The organism is Paludisphaera rhizosphaerae (assembly GCF_011065895.1).
GTDB lineage: Bacteria > Planctomycetota > Planctomycetia > Isosphaerales > Isosphaeraceae > Paludisphaera > Paludisphaera rhizosphaerae.
Genome location: NZ_JAALCR010000010.1, coordinates 52,138 through 71,311, shown reverse-complemented (window position 1 = coordinate 71,311; position 19,174 = coordinate 52,138). Strand labels below are relative to the sequence as shown.

Below are 19,174 nucleotides of genomic sequence, written 5' to 3'. Positions count from 1 at the left end.
CTTCTCTTCGCAAACCACACCGAACGAGGTGCTCGACGATGTCCATCCTGATGCAAACGCCCGTCGTCTACGCGGCGATCGAATATTCGCTTCTGTACATGCTCTGCGGCGGCGGCGTGGTCGGCGCGGTGGTCGTCTTCGCAATCGCGAAGGCCTTCAACAAATGACGACGCCCTGATCGACGGCCAGTGGCCCGTCGCAATCCAGCGGCCGGCGTCGCACCAATGGGAGCGACGCCGGCCGCTTCGTGTTGAGGCGGCCTCGGCATCGTGTCGCAGGGCTGCGGAACGGGGTACGATGGAGGTCCAGCGAGGCTGCGGCGCATGTGTGCGAGAGGTTCAAGAGGATCGTCGCGACCTCCGGGAGGTGTGCGATGGCGATCGTCTGGAACCAAGAGCGGATGACTACGGGCGTCGATGTGATCGATCGGGAGCACCAGGAGCTGATCCGACGCTTCAACGAGTTCCACGACGCCATGGCCCACGGCCAGGGCCGCGACGCCGCATCGCGGTTGCTCTCCTTCATCGTCGACTACACCGAGACGCACTTCGCCCACGAGGAGAAGTGCATGGCCGAACTCCGGTGCCCCGCCGCCGCCGCGAATCTCGCCGCCCACAACGCGCTTCGCCGCGACGTCGCCGAGATCAAAACGCACCTGAAGGCCGACGGCCTCCCCCTCGTCGACCTCGTCAAAATCGAACGCACCCTGGGCGACTGGCTCCAGCGCCACATCTGCTCGATCGACGTGAAGCTCCGCGAGTGCGTCAGGCGTTAGGAGCGACCAGCCCAATCACCAAGAGCATCCCATGCTCGGCCGATCCTCTGAGGCCCCTTCCTCGGCAAGGCTTGACCGAGCGTGAGCCCCCCCCAGCTTCAGGCCGTCGCCTCGGCGACAAGCTGCGCCAGAATCGGCTCGTTGGCCTCGGGAAAGCGGTAGGAGGTCAACTCCGAGGCGGGGATCCATCGGCAGGCGGCGTCGGCCTGGGCCGAGGGGTCTATGGGGGTGCAATCGAAGAAGTGAAGACGGACGCGGCCGTGGGGGTAGGTGTGTTCGATCTGGGCGCGGAGGTGGTGGGCCTTGACGGCGAGGCCGGTCTCTTCGAGGCATTCGCGCTCGGTCGTCTCCGCCGGCGTCTCGCCGGGCTCGACCTTGCCGCCGGGGAACTCCCAGTAACCGGCGTAGACGGTGCCGGGCGGGCGCTCGCGGATCAGGAAGCGGCCGTCGGAGGGGCGTCGGATGATGCCGATGCCGACGAGGGTCGTCTTGAACCCCTCGTAGGCATGGGACGGTTCGGTCATGGTCAGGCCTTGGCCTTTTCCAGGGCCCGGCCGGGGGAGCCCATCACGTTGTAGCCGCAGTCGACGTGGAGGATCTCGCCGGTGATCCCCGTGGCGAGGTCGGAGAGCAGGAACATGCCGGAGGCCCCCACCTCGTCGCGGGTGATGTTCCGCTGCATGGGCGAGACGGCGTCGTACAGGCCGGAGAGGTCGTCGAAGTCGCCCACGGCGGAGGCCGCCAGCGTCTTCACCGGGCCGGCGGAAACCGCGTTGACCCGGATGTTCTTCGGGCCGAGGTCATACGCCAGGTACTTCACCGAGGCGTCGAGCGCAGCCTTGCAGACGCCCATCATGTTGTAGCCGGGGACGACCTTCTCGCCGCCGTAGTAGGTCAGCGTGAGGATCGAGCCCCCTTCGGGCATGACCTTCGCGGCCTCTCGGGAGACAGCCGCCAGGCTGTAGGCGCTGATCTCCATGGCCGTCTTGAAGCCCTCGCGGCTGGAGTTCACGAACGAGCACTTCAGGTCGTCCAGCGGCGCGAAGGCGATCGAGTGCAGGACGAAGTCGAGCTTGCCGTAGACCTCGCCGGCTTCCTTGAAGACGCGGGCGATGTCCTCGTCCTTCTGCACGTCGCAGGGGGTGATGAGCTTGGCGCCGATGGGGTCGGCGAGCTTCCGCACCCGGCGCTCCATCTTGTCGCCGGGCAGGTGCGTGAAGCCGACCTCAGCCCCCTCGTCCAGGAGCTTGCGGGTCACGGCCCAGGCGATGCTGAAATCGTTGGCGACCCCCAGCACGACGCCCTTCTTCCCGGTGAACAGTCCCATCGTGATCCCTTTCGGCGGCCTCTCGGCACGGCTTTCCACGGTTCCGTAATCGGCCCGATTCATCGTCGCGGGCGAAGTCCTGTACAATACCCGGACCCCAAAAAACCGACAACGTCCAGTTTACCCGCGCGACGGCGCGACGAGGCGAGGCTCGCGTTGGAAACCGAACCGTCCCAACCCGTCGTAATAGCAGCATCCGACGACTCCACTGGCGGAATCGGCCGCATGGGCTGGTTCATCCGCCTGGGCGTTCTGGTCGGAATCCTGCTCCGGATCAGCGAATACAGCGACATGCGCGACCTCTATATCGACGAGGGCGCCCTGCTGAAGAACCTCGTCGGCGTGCCGATCTTCGAGTTCTCCCACGAGATGAAGCAGGACCAGCTCGCGCCGCCGGGCTTCCTGGCCGTCGAGCGGGTCATGGTCCGCCTGCCGATCCCCAACAAGGCGGCCGGCCGGCTCTTCCCGCTGATCTGCGGGCTGGCAAGCATGCTCCTGATCCTGCCGCTCGCCCGAAAATATCTGGATCCCCACGCCGTGCCGATCGCCGTGTGGATGCTGGCGCTGGCCGACCACCTCATCTACTACTCGTCCGAGATCAAGCCGTACGTGTGCGACCTCCTCGCGGCCATGATCACGCTTCTGCTGGCCGTTCCCCCTGGCCCGGGGGAGCCGTCCAAACGCCGCCTCGTCCGGTTGGGGATCTGGGGGGCGGTGGCCCCCTGGTTCTCGTTCCCCGTCGTGTTCGCGCTGGCGGGTGTGGGGTTGCACCTGACCGCACGATCCTGGAAGGCCGAGGGCCGCCGGGGAGCGTCGAAAGCGGTGCTCGTGTGCGGCGTGTGGTTCGTCAGCTTCCTGGGCTGCTTCCTGCTCTCACGGTCGATCGCCCCCAAGCGGGATTTCCTCTGGGTCTGGTGGGACTTCGCCTTCATGCCGATCCCCCCCAAAAGCTGGACCGACGCCCGGTTCACGCTGGAGACCATCGCCAACGTCTTCATCAACCCGGGGAGCGTGCTGACGCCGTTCGACTTCATCGTAACGGCCGCGCTGGCGTCGCTCGTGGCGATCATTGGGGCGGTCTCGATGGCCCGGCGCTGGCCGGGCGGGCTCTTCATGGTGGTCAGCCCGCTGGTGGTGCAGTTGGCGGTGTCGGCCCTGCGGCAGTATCCGTTCCACGGTCGGCTGATCCTGTCGCTCGTCCCGACGTACCACCTGTTGCTCTGCGAGGGGATGGCGGCCATGGGGCGAATCACCCGGCCGTGGGCGACGATCGCGCTGGCTTTGCTGTTCGTCGGCGGTCAGGCGGGCGACCTGTTCTGGAACCAGTTCGTCATGCCCAAGAACCGCTCCCGCCCGTTCGACACCCACGGCGACCTGAAAGACGACCTGCTCGACGAGCTGGACCGCATCCGGAACCCGAAGCAGCTGCCTCCTCCGGCACTCAGGCCGGCGGAGGAAGCCCCGGCGGACGCGCGGTCAGCTTCGCACCCATCGGAAGCGTTGCGAATCGGCCTTCCCCCCTCGCGGGGGAAGGTGGCCGAAGGCCGGATGAGGGGGCGACCGGCCACGGACGCGCAATCGGTAGTCTGCCCTGAGCCCACCGCCGATCCCCCCTCATCCGGCCGCTTCGCGGCCACCTTCCCCCGCGAGGGGGGAAGGCCGTTAGGGGCTCGATCCCAGGAGCTCTCAAGCCGAAAAGGCCCTCAGACGTGAGGGCCTGGGCGACGGCCGTAGCCGTCCTGTTCATCGCGCTGGGCCTTCGCGCCTGGCGCCTCGGCGACGACGCCTTCTGGTATGACGAGGTCGTCACGATGCGGCTGGCGGAGACGTCGTCGCCCCGGGCGCTCGTCGACCTGCTCTTCCGGATCGACGCCACCCGCGCGCCGCTGCATCCGATGCTTCTCCAGGGATGGCTGCGGGCCTTCGGCGTTTCGGAGGCCTCGGGCAGGGCGCTCAGCGTGCTGTTTGGGGTGGGGACGGTCGCCCTGCTCTATCCGCTCGGCCGATTGGCCTTCGACCGGAAGACAGGGCTCTGGGCGATGGGGTTGGGGACGTTGAGTCCGCTCCTCGTGTACTACTCGCGCGAGGTCCGGATGTACGCCCTGCTCGTCTTCTTGACGACGCTCGCGTGGACGCTGTTGTTCTGGATGCGAGCCGAGCCGAGGCGTGCGAAGATCGTCGCCTACGTCGCTTGCCTGTTCCTGACGATGTTCACGCATCCCCTGGCTCTGCCGATGGCGGCGACGCTGGCGATCGCCTCGGCGATGGACGCGAAGGGGTTCTTCGGAACGTGGCGGACCTGGACGGCGGCGCACCTGATCCCGGTCGTGGCCTCGTCGTGGTGGCTGCGGTTCTACTTCGACCATGCCCCCGAGTTCCTCTCGGGAAAGCTGCCGATCAAATTTCTGCTCGGAACGCCGATCGGATTCCTCGGCGGCAACTTCGCGACGCTCGCGGGGGTCGTCGCCCTGATCGCCTGGGGACTGTGGCGACGGAATCGGGGCGGGGAACGATCCTGGCCCGCGCCGAGTTGCCTGGCGGCCTGGCTCGTGCTGCCGCCGACCGTGCTCTACGCCTACTCGTGGATCGGCAACCCGATCTTCGGGCCTCCTCGATACACGCTCTATTGCTCCCCGGCGTTCCTGATCCTTGTGGCTCAGGGGATGGCCCGACTGCCCGCTCTGACGGCAACGGCGGCCGCCGTAGGCGTGGGGGTCCTGGTGACGGTCTACGCGCCCTCGACCCCGACGAAGTCCGACTGGCGGCCCTGCGTCCAGGCGGCCCTCCGTGCCCCCTTGCCCCCGGGCGCAAAACTCGTCGTGTTCGTCATGTCGTCCGCCGAGCCGAACGTCGAAGCCGAGACGGCCCGCTACTACTTCGGCCCGGCCGTCGACGTCCGGCCGTTCCGCCTCGAGGATGCGACGCGCGAACGCCGAGATCCATCACGCTTCGTGCTCGTCGCCTGGAACAATCCGGATTCGGCGACCTTCAGAAACGACCTGCTCCCCCTGGGGCCGATCAGTTGGATGTCCTATTCGGACGATGGCCCAGACCCTTCACGGACGGAATCGTCGTTCATCCTGTACCAGCTCATCCCGCTCCCGGAGGATTCGCCGGCCCGGCCGCCGGCGCCGGAGCCGCCTCCAGCACCGGGAACGCCAGGCCGCTGAGGTCCTGCGAGAAGGCCGAGCGAGCCTGCCCGAGCGCCTTCGAGGTGGCGGCGCCCATGCGGAGGCCGCGCTGCTTCATCTCGGCGGTGACGGTCCCCAGGCCGAGGGCGTCGGCGAAGTTGAAGACGGACTGGATCTGGGGATCGTTCTCCAGGACGGCCGTCGCGGCTGGTGCTGCGTCGTCGGGCCGGGCGACCGCGTTGCGCGAGCCGAACTCGACCCACCCCTGCGGGCCGCGGACCCAGAGGGCGATGTCGACGCGGACCTGCGACAGATCCGGGGCCATGTCCATCCGGGTCACGACGGCTCCTCGGCCTCCCTGGGCGCTGATCTTCGCCAGGGCCGGGGCGAGCGGGTCCGTCGCGGCGGCCGATGGATCGAGGAGGCCGGCGAGTTGGCCGAGCGCCGAGTTCAGGTCGAGCGGTGCGTTGAGGGCCTGGCCGTCGGTCTGCTCGGGGAGCAGGACGTTGTTGTAGCGGATGAAGCGTCGGCCGGAATCGACGGTCAGCTCGGTCGCGGCGCGACGTGCCAGCCACTTCGCCTCGGGCTCCGTGACGATCGGCAGCAGGCGATCGAGCGACGGCACCTCGGTCCCTTCCACCATGAACCCGCGGGCCTCGACGGAATCCGTCAACTCGCCCGGCGTCGCATCTTCCGGGTTCGGCAGATTGGAAAGCCAGGCCAGCGCGAGCATCCTGCGCGAGGCGTCCGAGTTCCGCTCGGCCGTCCGGCAGCCGTCGCGGGCGATGTGGATCGAAAGCAAGGGGGCGTCGAGCGCCTTGGGGTCCTCCAGCCGCTTCAACTCGGCGTCGATCCAGACCAGGACCTTGTCGCCGCCCCCGACGAACCGGCTGCGCTCGTCGCGCCAGGCTTCCAGCCGCCGGCGACGTTCGGCGACGGCCGGCTTGCGCATCGTCCCGGCGTTGCGGACCCACTTCGCGGCCAGGTCGGGGACGTGGGCCTCGGCCCAGTCACGTCGGACGAGCATGTCGAACCCGACCCTGGGCCCTGCCGCCTGCGACGTCACCAGCCCGAGGATCACCTTGCCGTCGCGGAGCGTCACCCTGTCGGCTGCCGTCGTGGGGACCTGGACCGGCGCCACGCCGGTTTTCGGTTCCTGCACAGGGGGAGGAGCGAACATCAGGACCGCGAACGCCGCCAGCATCGTCGAGATCATGTTCGGCCTCGCCAAGGGCCTCGGGTCGCGGCCGGTTGCGAGCCCTTGCTCGCGCGCAGCCGACCCTCACTCATCAGCGATCCTAACAAATCTCGAGCCGGAAGGGGCCGAATCGCCAGGCTCAAGCTCAGCGCTTGGTCAGCTCACCCACTTCCACAGCCCCACGCACCGACGGTATCCCCATGGGCTGGAGCGGACGAGGGGCGATGAGCCCATCATCCGGGGCGTAGACTTCAAGCAGATGGGGGGGAATCGCCTCAACACCCCCAGGCTCGGCCCCGGCGTTCCATACGGCGAAGATCGACCAGTCGTCATTGGCCGCCTGCGTCTCGACGTCCGGCTGCAAACTGCCGAGGATCGCCGCGAAGACCGTGAGGATCAGGAAGCTCAGGGCGATGATCGACCGCAGTTTCATTTTCGACCTTCCCTGGATATTGCGGGCGCGATTTCATCAGTCCACGCGCAACCCTACGATCTTATCAACGCGGGAGATGGGGTTTCATTTCAAGAAAACCTGGAATACCGAAAATTCTCGACGGCTTGCTCGCCCGTGGACATCGCCCTAAAACCATAGGAATGAAGCGACTCCGGGGGAGCCCACCGATGCACGCCAAGCTGGAACCGTTGGGCGATCGGGCCTTTATGGCTCGATTCGATCACGAGGACCTTGCTCGACGCTGGGCGGAAGAGGTCCGGAACCGAGCCCTTCCAGGGGTGATCGACGTTGTGCTGGCGTATCGCTCGACGGCCGTCCTTGCCGATCCGGCCGCCTGTGACCTGGATGCACTCGCCGAGGCGCTGACCGGATTGGATCCCGATGACGCCCCGACCGGCGAAGGTGTCCGCCACGAGATCCCCGTCCTCTACGACGGCCCCGACCTGGCCGACGCGGCGGAACGGCTCGGGATGACGCCGGCCGAGGTGGTCGCTCGGCATTCGGAGCGCGATTACCGGGTGTTCGCCGTCGGCTTCCTGCCCGGGTTCCCGTACGCGGGGTATCTTCCCGAGGAGCTTTGCGGCCTCCCTCGACTCGACGCCCCTCGGACGAGCGTGCCGGCGGGTTCCGTGGCCATCGCGGGGCGACAGACGGGGATCTACCCGTTCCCATCCCCCGGCGGCTGGCGGCTGCTCGGCCGCACGCCGCTGCGGATCGCCGATCCCGACGCCGGCCGCTTCCCCATCCGCGCCGGCGACAGCATCCGGTTCCAGCCCATCGATCGCGACGAGTTCGAGGCGAGGACCGATGAACCTCTCTGACTCCATCGACGTCAACGCCGACCTCGGCGAAGGTTTCCCCAATGACGAGGCCCTGCTGGAGCGGGTCTCCTCCGCGAGTCTTTCCTGCGGCGCCCACGCCGGCGACCCGGCCGCGATACGCCGGACGCTCGCCGCGGCCCGTACTCGGGGCGTGGTCGTCGGAGCACACCCCGGCTATCCCGACCGCGAGGGCTTCGGCCGGCGCGACATGGACCTGGACGCTGAAACCGTCAACCTCCTGGTTGCAAACCAGGCGCTCTTCTTGAAGGAACTGGCCGATGCGGAGGGCGTCCCGATCCGGTTCCTGAAACCCCACGGCGCTCTCTACAACCAGGCTCAGCGCGGGGAGGCCACGGCCCGGGGGGTTGTCGCGGCGGCCGTCTCGCTGGGTCTGCCGCTGCTGGGGCAGCCGGGGACTCGGCTGGAATCGCTGGCAAAGGCGGCGGGCGTGGAGTACATCCCGGAAGGCTTCCCCGACCGCCGCTACCTCCCCGACGGCTCGTTAACGCCCCGAACCCAGCCGGACGCCGTCATCCACGACCCCGACGAACTGGCCGCCAACGTCCGCGCCCTGCTGGAAGGCGGTCGCGTCCGCACCCTCTGCCTGCACGGCGACCACCCGGACGCCGTCGCCCACGCCGACCGGCTGCGGGCGATTCTGGACGGTCTGGGGATCGCCGTGCGACCGTTCGCGGGGGACTCGCCTTGAACAACTCGGCCGGCCTGCTGGTGATCGATCCGGGGTTCTTCACGACGGTTCAGGACCTGGGTCGACCGGGTCTGCGGGCGTTCGGGGTTCCCCTGGGCGGTGCGGCCGATCGGGAGTCGTACCAGCTAGCGACGGCCCTGGCAGGGGACGCCCCCGGCCCGGCCGCGCTCGAGATGACGCTCCGGGGCGGGGTCTTTCAGGCGACCGGCGACGTGGGGATCGCCCTGGCCGGTGCGGAGATGAACGCGGAGATCGTCGGCAAAGACAGCCGGCGGCCCGTGGCCTCGCCCGGCAGCGGCTGGCTCCGCGAGGGAGACCAGCTCGTCCTGGGCCGCCTCGAAGGCTCGGCCCGCGCCTATCTGGCGACGCCCGGCGGATTTCGGACAGAAGTCCGCCTGAGCGGCCGGTCGACTGAGAAGCCCCTCCGCGCCGGCGACTTCCTTCCCGCCGGGCCGAGCCAGTTGGAATCGCGACGATTCCCGGATGCAGACGAGGAAACGGGACCGATCCGAATCCTCCCCGGCCCCGACTGGTCGCGGATCGACCGGAGAGCGCTGGTCGACGGGTCGTTCCGCGTCTCGCCTCAAAGCAACCGGATGGGTCTGCGACTGGAGGGATTGATCGAGGTTGCAGCCGACCTGGATCGGCTCTCAGCCCCTGTGATACCGGGAGCGATCCAGGCGACGAGGGGCGGGCTGATCGTGCTGGGGGTCGCCAGCGGCACGATGGGAGGATATCCGCACGTCGCCCAGGTGATCTCGGCCGACCTCGACCGCCTGGGAAGGCTCTGGCCGGGGGACTCGACCGCGTTCAGGGCGTTGGAACTGGCCGAGGCTCGCCGGCTGGACCGGGAACGTCGCGAGACCTTGCGGCTCCGGGATCTGCGGATCGCCGCCGCGGCGCGAGACGCACTCGGTTGAGCTTGCCGGTTTGGGCGTCTTGGGGTACATCACGGCCTCTTCACGTCGCCTCTCGAAGGTGTTTCAGGCAGGGGTCGTTCGATGTCGCATGCTCGCCCAGGCCGGCGCGTTCTGGCTTTGATGGCCTGTTCGGCCGTCCTGGCAGTCACCGCCGGCTGCCGCCGATCGCCGTTCCAACGACTGGCCGATGCGCCTCCCGGCGCTCCCACGCTGGCTTCAACCATGGAGCGCGAGGCGATCCCCGAACTGGCTCCCGTCGTGGCCGCCAACCCGACGACCGCGACGGTCCCGGCCGCAGCGCCCGCCGTCCCCTCGCGGACGATGCCGACGCCCTCCCCGGCCGAACCTCAGCCCGAGGCCACGGCCGAGGCGACCCCGGCCCCCACCCCGATGCTCGACGCCGCCCTGCGACGGGCCGAGGCCGCCGAGGACGACCGTGCGAGGACCCTCCGGGCCATCGCGACGGCCCAGCCGATCCCTCCCGAACCGGCTTCCGAGCCGGAGGTCGCCCCCGCCCCGGCCCCTGAACCCACCTCGGACCCCGCTCCCACGACGACGGCCGAGCCTGCCCCGGCGGCTCCCCCGATGGATGTCGCCGTCAAACCGGCGTCGGTCGAGGTCGAGGTCCCAGTCGAGGCGACTGAGCCCGAGAAAACCCCCGAGCCCAGGAAGACTCCCGAGCCTGAATCGGCCCCCATCGAGCCCCAGCCGGAGCCTGAGGCGAAGTCGGTGGAATCGGAGGCGTCGCTCCCCACGCCCATCTCGGACGAGCCCCCGCCGCTGACCATCGGCGCGGTGCAGCTCTGCCGCAAGATCAACGGCTTCGGCTCGTTCGAGCCCCTGAACGCCAGGGCTCTCCGACCGGGCAAATCCGCCCTGGTCTATTGCGAGCTGGTCGGCCTGGAATACCGCCCCGAAGCGGAAGGATTCGCCTCGCACGTCGCCACCCGCGTTGAGTTGATCCGCCCCGGAAACGGCGAGAAAGCGTGGGAGGTCTCCGGCGAGGCCGCCGACCGCTGCCGGACGAAGCGGCGCGACTCGTACGTCGCCACGCTCATCACCCTGCCCGATTCGATCGCCCCGGGCCCCTACACGTTGCGGCTCTACCAGGCCGACGCCGCCAACGGTCGGACCGCCTCCGCCGAGATTCCCGTCACGATCGCCCGATAAGACCGTTTCCCCCATACTGGGGCGCTTTCGCGCGCCTTGCCAAACCGGATCGATGGGCGAAAAATGGAGTGCAAGTCCATTTCGCCCGCCGCCGCCTGGGGGGATGACAGCATGACGACAGCCACCAGCCGACCCTGCGTGTTCGCACTGGGTCTCGCCGCAGCGTGGGGCCTCCTCGCAGCCGGTCCGGCCAGGGCCCAGTCGGGGAAAGCCGACGCCCCCAAGGCCGAGGGCCCCTCGTTCGCCCGCGACGTCGCCCCGATCCTGGTGGCGAACTGCGTCGGCTGCCACAGCCCCGGCCGGCCGGGGGCGAATCGCGGCAAGCTCGACATGACCTCGTTCGACAAGTTCATCAAGGGGGGCAACGACGGCCCCGCCGCCGAACCCGGCAAGCCCGAGGAAAGCCACCTCGTCCTGCGGGTCAAGGGCGAAGAAACCCCGAGGATGCCCCAGGGGGGGAACGACGTCCGCCTGGGCGCTCCGGCGATCGCCGCGATGGAGGCCTGGATCAAGGCCGGCGCCAAGCTCGACGCTGGCCTCAACCCCAAGGCCCCGTTCAAGAGCTACGCCGCGTCGCTGGACGACGTCGCCAAGGCCAACACGGCCAAGCTCAGCCCCGAGGAACGCGACGCCAAGGTCAAGGAAGCGGGCCTCGAACGCTGGAAGAAGGCCAACCCTGAACTCAAACCCGAGATCGAGACCTCCGAACACTACGCCCTGTTCAGCACCCTCCCGAAAGATCGCGCGACGCGACTCATCAAGTCGATGGAAAGCTCGCTCGGCGCGATCCGCCGCGCCCTGGGCGCGGAGATGACGAACTGGCCGGAGAAGGTCGGTCTGTACGTCTTCCCTGAGCGTAAGGACTACGTGGAATTCGTCCGCACGGTCAAGCAGCGCGAGGTCGACGAGCATGAGGACGGCGACGCCGATCTGAAGACGACCCAGCCTTACGTCGTGGTCTACTCGCCCCCCGAGGCCGCGACCGAATCGGCGGCGACGGCCGCCGCTCCCCGCCGCAAGGGCCGCAGCCGTCGACCCGAGCCCGCCGAGGCCGGCCGACGCTCGACCACCAGCCTCCTCACGGAGAACGTCACCCGAGGCGCCGCTGCCGCCGCGGGCGCCCCCCGCTGGCTGGCCGAGGGCCTCGGCGGCGTCGTCGCCCTCGAAGGTCGCAGCGGCCCGGCGCAGAAGCTCCGGATGGACGCCCTCGACGCCTTCCGTCGCGGCTGGCCCACCAAGGCGACCGAGGTCCTCGCCGGCGGCGGCGACAACGTCTCCCCCGACGAATTCCACGGCGTCAGCTTCGGCCTCGTCGAATGCCTCACCTCCCCCATGTTCCGGCCGGTCTTCCCGCAGTTCCTCAAGGAGATCAGCAAACAGGGCGGCGCGAAGATCGACGACGTCGTCAAGGACGTCTACGGCGTCGACCGCGGGGAGTTCCTGACCCAGACCGGCGAATGGATCGCCTCCGCCTACGGCGGCGATCAGTAAGCCCGCATTTGAACCATAACGGCCTTCCCCTCTCGCGGGGGAAGGTGGCCCGCACGGCCGGATGTGGGGGCGACCGGCATTGAACGCGTCACTCCCCCAACCTCGATCAAGGCGCCTCGCGCCTCGTCCCTTCTCCCCCCGGGAATAGGTGCCCCGAAGGGGCGGATGAGGGTCGTCGCGCTTTGGAAGGGCTGGGGCGAACCGGTGTTTGTTTCTTGATGGATTCCGGCGAATCCGAATTTGGCGGCGGCGAGACATGCGGTATGTCCCTCGACTATCCCGACTACCTGCGTATCCGCGAACGTAGCCGCCGCCTGGGTCGGCTCTGGATGATCGGAGACCGAGGCTATTACCTCGGCTTGCTCGGCGCGGTCCTCGCGTTATCGACCGCGATCGCGGCTGTCATCGTCGCTGGCCTCGGCGGCCTGGTATCACCGGGCGATGAGCGAGCCTTGCGATGGTGGCGCCTGTTGCCCGGCTGCATCATTGCGTTTCCCGCCTGCGTCGGCTTTCTCTTCGTGTCGGCCTCCCTGAAAGCGGTGGCCCATCGACGATCGGGCATCCACGATGAGGGCCGGGATGGCTAACGGTGTGCTGTAGCAACCACAACCCGTCGCCGGCTTTCCAGCCACATCGATGGTCGCTCCTGTCGCCAGGTCCGCTGAGCCTGGCATGATCGACGGCGGAGGATTCTGGAACATGGGAAGGCTGACTCGGCTCTGTGTCGCAGCCTTCGTCGGCTCCCTCATCGCCTGGCAGACGACGGACTTCGTCCTCCATGCGATGTTCGCGGCCGGCGGGTATACTCGCGAGGCGCTCGTGGAACTTCCACCCTGGGCGTTCGGCGTGATCGGCGGAGTCGGCTCCCTGACAGCCGTTGCGTTGGCCTGGGCGTTCGGCGACTCGCCGTTGCCCGCGTGGGTGAGAGCCGCCGTCGTCGGCGGGTTAGTCGGTGTCGCGGCGATGGCCGTGCCGACCTTCATCGTCGCCAACTGGCTGGGCGGCCCCTCGCCGATGAGGCAGGCGCCCTATCTGCACGTGGGGTTGGTGTACGGCGTGCCGGTCGGGTTGGTTGCCGGCGCGTTGGCCGGGTTGCTCAAGGTGCGGAGACTGAACGCCAAGCCAGATGATACAACCGACCCGGTTCGCAACAGCGGACCCAGATATTCGTAGCACACCCACTCGAGCCGATCGACCATGAATGATCAGTGCTCTCATATGAATCACGTCCGCCTGCCGAGTCGGCCCTCGACGGCGCTCCGCCTGGCGACGATCCTCGTCGCCGCGTGGCCTCTCGCCGCGGTCGCCGACGTCGTCCAGATCTCCAGTCTGAAGGAGTTGGCGGATTACGCCGGGCGCAGCGGGAACGTCGTCGTGATGAAGCCCGGCGTTTACCGACTCACCGACGTCGTCTCGATCGCGGAGGCCCGCCGCCGGCACGATCGCAATGAGTTCCAGCTCCTGACGTTCAGCGGCGATCGGAACGAGTTCCGGCTGGACGGCGTCGTCATCGAGGAAGACACGGTGATCCGGAAGGCGCTCGCCCCTCCCATCCACACCAACGAGTTCGTCATATCAGGGTCGCACAACACGCTGAGCGGACTGACGATCGTCGACCTGGGGGATGGGATCTCCAACGGCGGCGCAGCCGTCTCGGTCGACGGGGCCGACAACACACTGCGGAGCTGGACGATCACCGTCCGCGGATCATTCCCCTACGGATACGGCGACCTCTTCGGCAAGGGAGGGCCGAACATCATCAACCCCCTCAAGAAGAGCGGCGTCCACGTCGTCGGCGATCGCACGCGGCTGATCGACTGCAAGGTCTTCATGCGGTCGTTCGGCCACGGGATCTACGTCCAGGGAGGCTCCGACCACCAGTTCGAGGGCTGCTACGTCGAGGGCGTGATGAGGCCGACGGCGGAGATGCTGGCCGAGACCTCCGGCCCGGCGTTCAAGGCCGAGTTTCGCACCCTGGCCAAGAACCGCCGCGGCGAGGCCCGGGTCACCCCTGGCTACATCAAGTCGCTCTCCGAGGACGGCTTCCGCATGTACGAGCAAGCCGCCGGGGAAATCACCATCCGGAACTGCACCGCCAGGAACATGCGCCACGGGTTCGAGCTCCGACCAGAGCGGGGCGTGCGGGTCGAGAATTGCACGGCGGTCGGCTGCGAGGTCGCCTTCTGGGTCGGCGGCCGAACCGTCGTCAAGGGCTGCCGCGGCGACGCCCAGTACGGCCCGCTGCTGCTCATCGAGGGCGACGACGCAAAGGTCGATCTGGAACTGTCAGCCGTCGAGTCCGACATGAACGTCCACGCTCTGGCGGCCATTCAAGGGGCGCGACACGAGGTGACCATCCGACCTGCCTCGGGCCCCCCTCGAAAGCGCCCCGTCCCGATCCTGCTGGGATTCGGGACGCCGATGATGGGGGAGGGCATGGCCCCGATCCCTCCGCGCCCCGCCCGCGACGTCCTGCTTCGCAACGAGACGACCATGCCCGTCGTCGTCGGCCTCGACGCCCGCGACTGCCGGATCTCCTCGAAGGGGCCTGTCGAGCATGAGGCCAAGGGCGTCGCACCGGCCGACCGCGCCCGCTAAGATCGAGAGGAATCGCGTCTCGGCCTCCTCTTCCCAACCGCTGCGGAAAGGCCCTCGATGGCAAGGATCGTCCTGGTCGGATCGTCGAACACCGATATGACTGTGCGCGTGCCGCGGTTGCCTGCTCCGGGGGAGACCATCCTGGGCGGGGAGTTCGCCACGACGCCCGGGGGCAAGGGGGCGAATCAGGCGGTGGCGGCTCGGCGGGCGGGGGCGGAGGTCGTGTTCATGACGGCGGTCGGAGACGACGACCTGGGGCGGCAGGCGGTTGAGCGTTACCGCGGCGAGGGGATCGACGTCTCGCACGTGAAGGTCGTCCCGGGGGTGGCTTCGGGGGTCGCGCTGATCTTCGTGGCGGAGGACGGCGAGAACGTGATCGCCGTCGCGTCGGGGGCCAACCTGAGCCTCACGCCCGAGGACATCGCCGCACTGCCGGCCGATCTGTTCCGCGCGGGCGACGTGCTCCTGACTGGGCTGGAGGTTCCGATCCCCGTCGCGCTGGCGGCGATGAAGCGAGGGCGTGAGGCGGGCATGACGGTCATCCTCAACCCGGCGCCGGCGCCTCGGGCCGACGACCCGGCGATCGCCGACCTGCTGGCCGCGGCCGACATCGTCACCCCCAACCGCGTCGAGGCCCAGGCGCTGGCGGGAGAGGCCGGACGCCGCGATTCGGCTGCCGACCTCGCCGACCGTATCCGGGCGCGAGGGCCGAAGACGGTGGTCGTCACCCTTGGCCGCGACGGCTGCCTGGCGGCGACTGGCGGCGAGGTCTACGAGGTCCCCGGCCGCCGCGTGCCGGCCGTCGACGCCGTCGGCGCGGGAGACGCGTTCAACGGGGCCTTCGCCGCCGTGATCGCCGAGGGCCGGCCGCTGGGCGAGGCCCTCGCCTGGGCCACGTCTGCGGCCGGGCTGGCCGTCACCCAGTTCGGCGCGCAGTCGGCGCTGCCGACTCGCGAGGCCATCGACCGCTTCGTCCACGTCGAGGACTGATGCGTCGACTCGTAGGGGCGCCCACAAGAGGCGCCCCTACTAAGTGGGGCCAACTGAGGTCACTTCTTCAGGGGCAGGATCTCGATCCGGCGGAAGGCGACGCCCGCGAATTCGGACTGGAACGTCACCTTGCCCTTGGTCACGGTCGACTTCTCACCGACGTTGACGACGTGGCCGTTGAGGATGTTGGTGATCTTGTCGCCGTCGCAGACGACTTCCATCGTGTTCCACTCGCCGACGGGCTTCTCGACGTCCTTCTCGCCGCGGATGCCGACCTCGTCCTTCCAGCCGACCTTCCGGCCCCACCAGTTGATCCGGCCGCCGTTGAAGGCGCGAAGTTCGCCGGAGCCGTCGGGCGTGTAGTACCACTGCTTGTCGGTCTCCTGGCGGACGTGGGCGCTCAGGCTCATGGGCTCGGGCGACTTGCTGCCCGTCACCACGATGAAATCGCCCGAGCCCCCCTCGATGAGCTGGCACTCCATCGATCGCATCCAGTGCCCGCCGTGGGCGTCGTCCGGCCCCGTGCAATGAAGGAGGATCCCCGAGTCCCGCGCCGCCTTGGTCCGGGGCGGGTGGGTCTCGCCCGTCCAGCGCCACTCGGTGATCAGGCGGTAGTTCTCAAACTCCCCCTTCGTGCAGACGCCCCCCAGCTCCTTGCCCGAGATCCGCAGCTCGCCGTCGACGACCGTGAAGACGCCGTCCGGATCCGCATACTTGTTGTTGTGCAGGTACGTGTAAAACCCGTCCAGATTCTTGCCGTTGAACTTGAGCAGTGGCGCGGGCTCTTCAGCCTTCGCCGATGCGGCCAGACCGAAAGAGACCACAAGCGCGGACAGGGCCAGGGCGGGTCGAATCGTGGGCATGTCGTGGGACGCCTTTCTTGGGATGGTAGGGCGGGTCGAGCAGGAAGGTGCCGGAGCGAGCGGGATCACTTATCCTCGCCAGCGGTGGACGCGGCCGCCGAGTTTGCGGCAGACGTCCTCGGCGCGAATGCGGGTGGGTTCATCGGCGAAGGTGGCGGAGAGGATCATGCCTCGGCCCCCTTCCATGCGGTCAGGGTCGACGACGCCGAGCCGGTCGTTGGAGACGCCCAGGGTGGTCAAAAGCTGGATCGCCAGGTTCCCCGCGGCGGCGTCGTCGAATCGGACGGCCAGGCGGAGCGGCGATTCCGGGCTCTGCACCGCCCCAGGGCGGATCATCGGGGTTTCCATCATTGATCACCGAGGAATGCTCATCGCGGAAGGGGCGGACGTAGCCCGGGACCAGTTTGACGGGCTCACCCGCCTCTCGCAAGCGGTGGCCGGTAGGGCGGCGTCCTGGTACGATGGGAAGCCGTCCTGCCGAAAGGTCGCCGCCTCATGATGGTCCCGCTGCTCGCCTTCCTGATCCTGCTGGTTGCAGACGAGCCCCGCGTCCGTCCCGAGCCGCTCGGCGAGTTCGACGCCCGCGTCGCGCCGGAGGCCTCGGGGATCGTTCGAGGCCGTCGTCGACCGGACGTCTTCTGGGTCCATAACGACTCGGGCAATCCGCCGGCCCTCATCGCCGTCGGCCGCGACGCCCGCACGATCCGCTCGTTCGACCTCGCCGCGCCGAACCTCGACTGGGAGGATGCGGCAATCGACGACCGCGGGCGGCTGTACATCGGCGACATCGGCGACAACAAGGGCCTCCTTCGACTCCGCGCCATCTATCGGTTCGATGAACCCGACCCCGATCGACCGGCGGTCGGCCCGCTGAAACCCACCGCCGCCACGTTCTACGCCCGGCCGACCAACGACTGCTTCGACGCCGAGAGCCTCGTCGTCGAGGGCGATCGCGCCGTGCTGGTGACCAAGCGATTCGACGGCAAGGAGGCCGAGCTGCGCGAGGTTCCGCTGGAGCCCCCCGCCCCGCTCCTGCGGCCGACGACCGCCCGGAAGATCGGCGTGCTCCCCGGTTTCATCGACCCGGCCACCGGCGCGGACCTCTCGCCCGACGGCCGTCGGCTGGCCGTTTGCGGGGTCGACGTCGTCCGCGTGTACGACCGCCCCGCGCCGCCATCGTGGGACGGCCTGCGGATGTCGGCCGAGGTGCGGCTGAAGGGAGACCGCCAGGTCGAGGGGATCGCCTGGGACGGCGACGACCTGATCCTCGCCAGCGAGCACGGCGGCCTCGACCGCCTCTCGGCCTCGGCCTGGAAATCGCACCCGCCGCGATCGTTGAAGAAGGCCGATCGTCACGGATTCGGAGGGCCGACCATAACGGCCTTCCCCCCTGGAGGGGGAAGGTGGCCCGAAGGGCCGGATGAGGGGGCGATCGGCTCCGCGTTCACGGCAAGGCTCGAACGCGCATGCGACGGCGGTCGTCCCCCTCATCTGACCGCTCCGCGGTCTGTCTTCCCCCTCCAGGGGGGAAGACGAATCTCGAAGAAAGACCGCTGAGGAGAAAGGCGTCCGGGGATATGGCCGATCGTTTCGACGTGGTCGTCGCGGGGGGCGGGATCGTTGGGCTCTCCATCGCCTTCGCCCTGACGCGCGAAGGACTCTCCGTCGCCGTGCTGGACCGCCGCCAGCCCGGTCGCGAGGCCTCGTGGGCCGGCGCGGGGATGCTCCCCGCCCAGAGCGACCCGGACCGGACGCCCTCGCATCCCACGCTCGCCCTCAGGGCCTGGAGCGCCCGACTTTATCCCGAGTGGTCGGCCGTCCTCCGCGAGGAGACTGGGATCGACAACGGCTATCGCCGTTCCGGCGGCGTCGACGTCGCCATGACCGAGACCGACGAGCGCGACCTGCGGACCACCGCCGGCCGCTGGCGCGTCGAGGGGATCGCCTACGAACGGCTCGCCCCGGCCGACATCGCCCGCGTCGAGCCGGCCCTGACGACCGACCTCCGCGCTGCGTACTTCCTCCCCGACCGCGCCCAGATCCGCAACCCGTGGCACCTGCGGGCGCTGGCGGAAGCCTTTCGCCTTCGCGGCGGGATCGTCCTGTCGCACCGTGGGGTCGAGGGCTTCGCCACCCAGGGCGACCGCGTGACGGGCGTCCGCACCGCCGATGGCGAAGTTCACGCCGAGACGGTCGTGGTCGCCGCCGGCGCGTGGTCGGGCGACCTGCTGGAAGGCGTGGGCGTCTCCGCGCCGACGCCCCCGGTGAAAGGCCAGATCGTGCTGGTCGACTGCGGCCGACCCGTGCTGCGACGGATCGTCGAGCACGGCAAGCGTTACCTCGTCCCGCGCGACGAGGGCCGAGTCCTGATCGGGGCGACCGAGGAAGAGGCCGGTTTCGACGTGCTCCCCACGGCCGATGCGTTCCAAAGCCTTCTGGACGTGGCCGCCTCGCTCTGCCCGGCGCTGGCCGACGCCCGGATCGAGGCCACCTGGGCGGGGCTCCGGCCCGGCAGCCTGGACTCCCGACCGTACATCGGCCTCGCGCCGGGGTTCCGAAACCTGGTGGTCGCCACGGGTCATCGCCGGGCGGGGCTGCAGCTCTCGCCGGCCACCGCGGAACTCGTCGCCGACGTGGTCCTGGGTCGGCCGCCCCGGATCGACCTGGGGTACTTCCGCGTCGACCGATCGCCAGCGCCAGCGGGGGACGACGTTTTCCGATCCTGAG

21 protein-coding genes are annotated in these 19,174 nt (G+C 68.9%); 15 read left to right on the top strand and 6 right to left on the bottom strand.

Going from position 1 to position 19,174, the window contains the following annotated elements:
* Positions 1 to 38 precede the first annotated feature (38 nt).
* The gene (locus tag G5C50_RS32950) at positions 39 to 167 is read left to right on the top strand and encodes a hypothetical protein (protein WP_255487498.1); all 129 of its coding nucleotides are present in this window, start codon (positions 39 to 41) and stop codon (positions 165 to 167) included.
* Positions 168 to 373: 206 nt separating this feature from the next.
* Complete coding sequence (locus G5C50_RS14640) at positions 374 to 775, top strand: bacteriohemerythrin (protein ID WP_165070613.1); 402 nt, start codon at positions 374 to 376, stop codon at positions 773 to 775.
* A 98-nt stretch (positions 776 to 873) separates the two neighbouring features.
* On the opposite strand, the gene G5C50_RS14635 is transcribed toward G5C50_RS14640, so the two are convergent.
* Together G5C50_RS14635 and G5C50_RS14630 are read right to left on the bottom strand one after the other, a co-directional pair.
* Positions 874 to 1,299 carry a (deoxy)nucleoside triphosphate pyrophosphohydrolase gene (locus G5C50_RS14635; RefSeq protein WP_165070611.1) on the bottom strand — a complete coding sequence of 142 codons (426 nt, stop codon included), beginning with the start codon at positions 1,297 to 1,299 and terminating at the stop codon, positions 874 to 876.
* A 2-nt stretch (positions 1,300 to 1,301) separates the two neighbouring features.
* Entirely contained in the window at positions 1,302 to 2,102 is an 801-nt protein-coding gene (locus tag G5C50_RS14630) for an enoyl-ACP reductase FabI (RefSeq protein WP_165070609.1), read from the bottom strand.
* A 225-nt stretch (positions 2,103 to 2,327) separates the two neighbouring features.
* On the opposite strand from G5C50_RS14630, the gene G5C50_RS14625 reads away from it, so the two are divergent.
* Both G5C50_RS14625 and G5C50_RS14620 read left to right on the top strand, forming a co-directional pair.
* On the top strand, positions 2,328 to 3,815 hold the full coding sequence (locus G5C50_RS14625; protein WP_165070607.1) for a hypothetical protein: 1,488 nt from the start codon (positions 2,328 to 2,330) through the stop codon (positions 3,813 to 3,815).
* Positions 3,812 to 5,272 (top strand): glycosyltransferase family 39 protein, encoded by a 1,461-nt coding sequence (locus G5C50_RS14620; RefSeq protein WP_165070605.1) that lies wholly within the window; start codon positions 3,812 to 3,814, stop codon positions 5,270 to 5,272. The genes G5C50_RS14625 and G5C50_RS14620 overlap by 4 nt, the downstream gene beginning before the upstream one ends.
* Here the strand turns inward: G5C50_RS14620 and G5C50_RS14615 are convergent.
* The gene (locus tag G5C50_RS14615; protein WP_165070604.1) at positions 5,193 to 6,449 is read right to left on the bottom strand and encodes a hypothetical protein; all 1,257 of its coding nucleotides are present in this window, start codon (positions 6,447 to 6,449) and stop codon (positions 5,193 to 5,195) included. The genes G5C50_RS14620 and G5C50_RS14615 overlap by 80 nt on opposite strands.
* Positions 6,450 to 6,576: 127 nt before the next feature.
* Complete coding sequence (locus G5C50_RS14610) at positions 6,577 to 6,864, bottom strand: hypothetical protein (protein WP_165070602.1); 288 nt, start codon at positions 6,862 to 6,864, stop codon at positions 6,577 to 6,579.
* A 188-nt stretch (positions 6,865 to 7,052) separates the two neighbouring features.
* On the opposite strand from G5C50_RS14610, the gene G5C50_RS14605 reads away from it, so the two are divergent.
* From G5C50_RS14605 to rbsK, 9 genes are all read left to right on the top strand, one after another.
* Positions 7,053 to 7,706 (top strand): 5-oxoprolinase subunit B family protein, encoded by a 654-nt coding sequence (locus G5C50_RS14605; RefSeq protein ID WP_165070600.1) that lies wholly within the window; start codon positions 7,053 to 7,055, stop codon positions 7,704 to 7,706.
* The gene (locus G5C50_RS14600; protein WP_165070599.1) at positions 7,693 to 8,415 is read left to right on the top strand and encodes a 5-oxoprolinase subunit PxpA; all 723 of its coding nucleotides are present in this window, start codon (positions 7,693 to 7,695) and stop codon (positions 8,413 to 8,415) included. The genes G5C50_RS14605 and G5C50_RS14600 overlap by 14 nt, the downstream gene beginning before the upstream one ends.
* The gene (locus G5C50_RS14595; RefSeq protein ID WP_165070597.1) at positions 8,412 to 9,335 is read left to right on the top strand and encodes a 5-oxoprolinase subunit C family protein; all 924 of its coding nucleotides are present in this window, start codon (positions 8,412 to 8,414) and stop codon (positions 9,333 to 9,335) included. The genes G5C50_RS14600 and G5C50_RS14595 overlap by 4 nt, the downstream gene beginning before the upstream one ends.
* An 81-nt stretch (positions 9,336 to 9,416) precedes the next feature.
* Positions 9,417 to 10,505: a hypothetical protein gene (locus G5C50_RS14590; RefSeq protein ID WP_165070595.1), complete on the top strand. Its 1,089-nt coding sequence runs from the start codon at positions 9,417 to 9,419 to the stop codon at positions 10,503 to 10,505.
* Between the two features lie 111 nt (positions 10,506 to 10,616).
* Positions 10,617 to 11,996, top strand: coding sequence for a c-type cytochrome domain-containing protein (locus G5C50_RS14585; protein WP_165070594.1), 1,380 nt, complete (start codon positions 10,617 to 10,619; stop codon positions 11,994 to 11,996).
* 263 nt (positions 11,997 to 12,259) lie between these two features.
* Complete coding sequence (locus G5C50_RS14580; protein WP_165070592.1) at positions 12,260 to 12,583, top strand: hypothetical protein; 324 nt, start codon at positions 12,260 to 12,262, stop codon at positions 12,581 to 12,583.
* 112 nt (positions 12,584 to 12,695) lie between these two features.
* Positions 12,696 to 13,169, top strand: a complete 474-nt coding sequence (locus tag G5C50_RS14575) for a hypothetical protein (RefSeq protein ID WP_165070591.1) — start codon at positions 12,696 to 12,698, stop codon at positions 13,167 to 13,169.
* A gap of 24 nt (positions 13,170 to 13,193) precedes the next feature.
* Entirely contained in the window at positions 13,194 to 14,594 is a 1,401-nt protein-coding gene (locus tag G5C50_RS14570; protein ID WP_206107708.1) for a right-handed parallel beta-helix repeat-containing protein, read from the top strand.
* Between the two features lie 57 nt (positions 14,595 to 14,651).
* Positions 14,652 to 15,584, top strand: a complete 933-nt coding sequence (rbsK, locus tag G5C50_RS14565) for a ribokinase (protein ID WP_165070589.1) — start codon at positions 14,652 to 14,654, stop codon at positions 15,582 to 15,584.
* Positions 15,585 to 15,643: 59 nt separating this feature from the next.
* Here the strand turns inward: rbsK and G5C50_RS14560 are convergent, their stop codons facing one another.
* On the bottom strand, positions 15,644 to 16,447 hold the full coding sequence (locus tag G5C50_RS14560; protein WP_165070588.1) for a 3-keto-disaccharide hydrolase: 804 nt from the start codon (positions 16,445 to 16,447) through the stop codon (positions 15,644 to 15,646).
* 69 nt (positions 16,448 to 16,516) lie between these two features.
* Positions 16,517 to 16,783, bottom strand: a complete 267-nt coding sequence (locus G5C50_RS14555) for a hypothetical protein (protein ID WP_165070587.1) — start codon at positions 16,781 to 16,783, stop codon at positions 16,517 to 16,519.
* A 159-nt stretch (positions 16,784 to 16,942) separates the two neighbouring features.
* Between G5C50_RS14555 and G5C50_RS14550 the strand changes: the two genes are divergently transcribed.
* Positions 16,943 to 18,004: a WD40 repeat domain-containing protein gene (locus G5C50_RS14550; RefSeq protein ID WP_165070586.1), complete on the top strand. Its 1,062-nt coding sequence runs from the start codon at positions 16,943 to 16,945 to the stop codon at positions 18,002 to 18,004.
* Positions 17,914 to 19,173, top strand: a complete 1,260-nt coding sequence (gene thiO, locus G5C50_RS14545) for a glycine oxidase ThiO (RefSeq protein WP_315852321.1) — start codon at positions 17,914 to 17,916, stop codon at positions 19,171 to 19,173. The genes G5C50_RS14550 and thiO overlap by 91 nt, the downstream gene beginning before the upstream one ends.
* Position 19,174: the final 1 nt, after the last annotated feature.

Coding starts and splice junctions, on each gene's coding strand:
- G5C50_RS14630 (WP_165070609.1), bottom strand. CDS start 2,102: ATGGGACTGTTCACCGGGAAGAAGGGCGTCGTGCTGGGGGTCGCCAAC.
- G5C50_RS14585 (WP_165070594.1), top strand. CDS start 10,617: ATGACGACAGCCACCAGCCGACCCTGCGTGTTCGCACTGGGTCTCGCC.
- G5C50_RS14600 (WP_165070599.1), top strand. CDS start 7,693: ATGAACCTCTCTGACTCCATCGACGTCAACGCCGACCTCGGCGAAGGT.
- G5C50_RS32950 (WP_255487498.1), top strand. CDS start 39: ATGTCCATCCTGATGCAAACGCCCGTCGTCTACGCGGCGATCGAATAT.
- G5C50_RS14590 (WP_165070595.1), top strand. CDS start 9,417: ATGTCGCATGCTCGCCCAGGCCGGCGCGTTCTGGCTTTGATGGCCTGT.
- G5C50_RS14560 (WP_165070588.1), bottom strand. CDS start 16,447: ATGCCCACGATTCGACCCGCCCTGGCCCTGTCCGCGCTTGTGGTCTCT.
- G5C50_RS14610 (WP_165070602.1), bottom strand. CDS start 6,864: ATGAAACTGCGGTCGATCATCGCCCTGAGCTTCCTGATCCTCACGGTC.
- G5C50_RS14640 (WP_165070613.1), top strand. CDS start 374: ATGGCGATCGTCTGGAACCAAGAGCGGATGACTACGGGCGTCGATGTG.
- G5C50_RS14575 (WP_165070591.1), top strand. CDS start 12,696: ATGGGAAGGCTGACTCGGCTCTGTGTCGCAGCCTTCGTCGGCTCCCTC.
- G5C50_RS14615 (WP_165070604.1), bottom strand. CDS start 6,449: ATGATCTCGACGATGCTGGCGGCGTTCGCGGTCCTGATGTTCGCTCCT.
- thiO (WP_315852321.1), top strand. CDS start 17,914: ATGCGACGGCGGTCGTCCCCCTCATCTGACCGCTCCGCGGTCTGTCTT.
- G5C50_RS14580 (WP_165070592.1), top strand. CDS start 12,260: ATGTCCCTCGACTATCCCGACTACCTGCGTATCCGCGAACGTAGCCGC.
- G5C50_RS14570 (WP_206107708.1), top strand. CDS start 13,194: ATGAATGATCAGTGCTCTCATATGAATCACGTCCGCCTGCCGAGTCGG.
- G5C50_RS14625 (WP_165070607.1), top strand. CDS start 2,328: ATGGGCTGGTTCATCCGCCTGGGCGTTCTGGTCGGAATCCTGCTCCGG.
- G5C50_RS14605 (WP_165070600.1), top strand. CDS start 7,053: ATGCACGCCAAGCTGGAACCGTTGGGCGATCGGGCCTTTATGGCTCGA.
- G5C50_RS14550 (WP_165070586.1), top strand. CDS start 16,943: ATGATGGTCCCGCTGCTCGCCTTCCTGATCCTGCTGGTTGCAGACGAG.
- G5C50_RS14555 (WP_165070587.1), bottom strand. CDS start 16,783: ATGATCCGCCCTGGGGCGGTGCAGAGCCCGGAATCGCCGCTCCGCCTG.
- G5C50_RS14635 (WP_165070611.1), bottom strand. CDS start 1,299: ATGACCGAACCGTCCCATGCCTACGAGGGGTTCAAGACGACCCTCGTC.
- rbsK (WP_165070589.1), top strand. CDS start 14,652: ATGGCAAGGATCGTCCTGGTCGGATCGTCGAACACCGATATGACTGTG.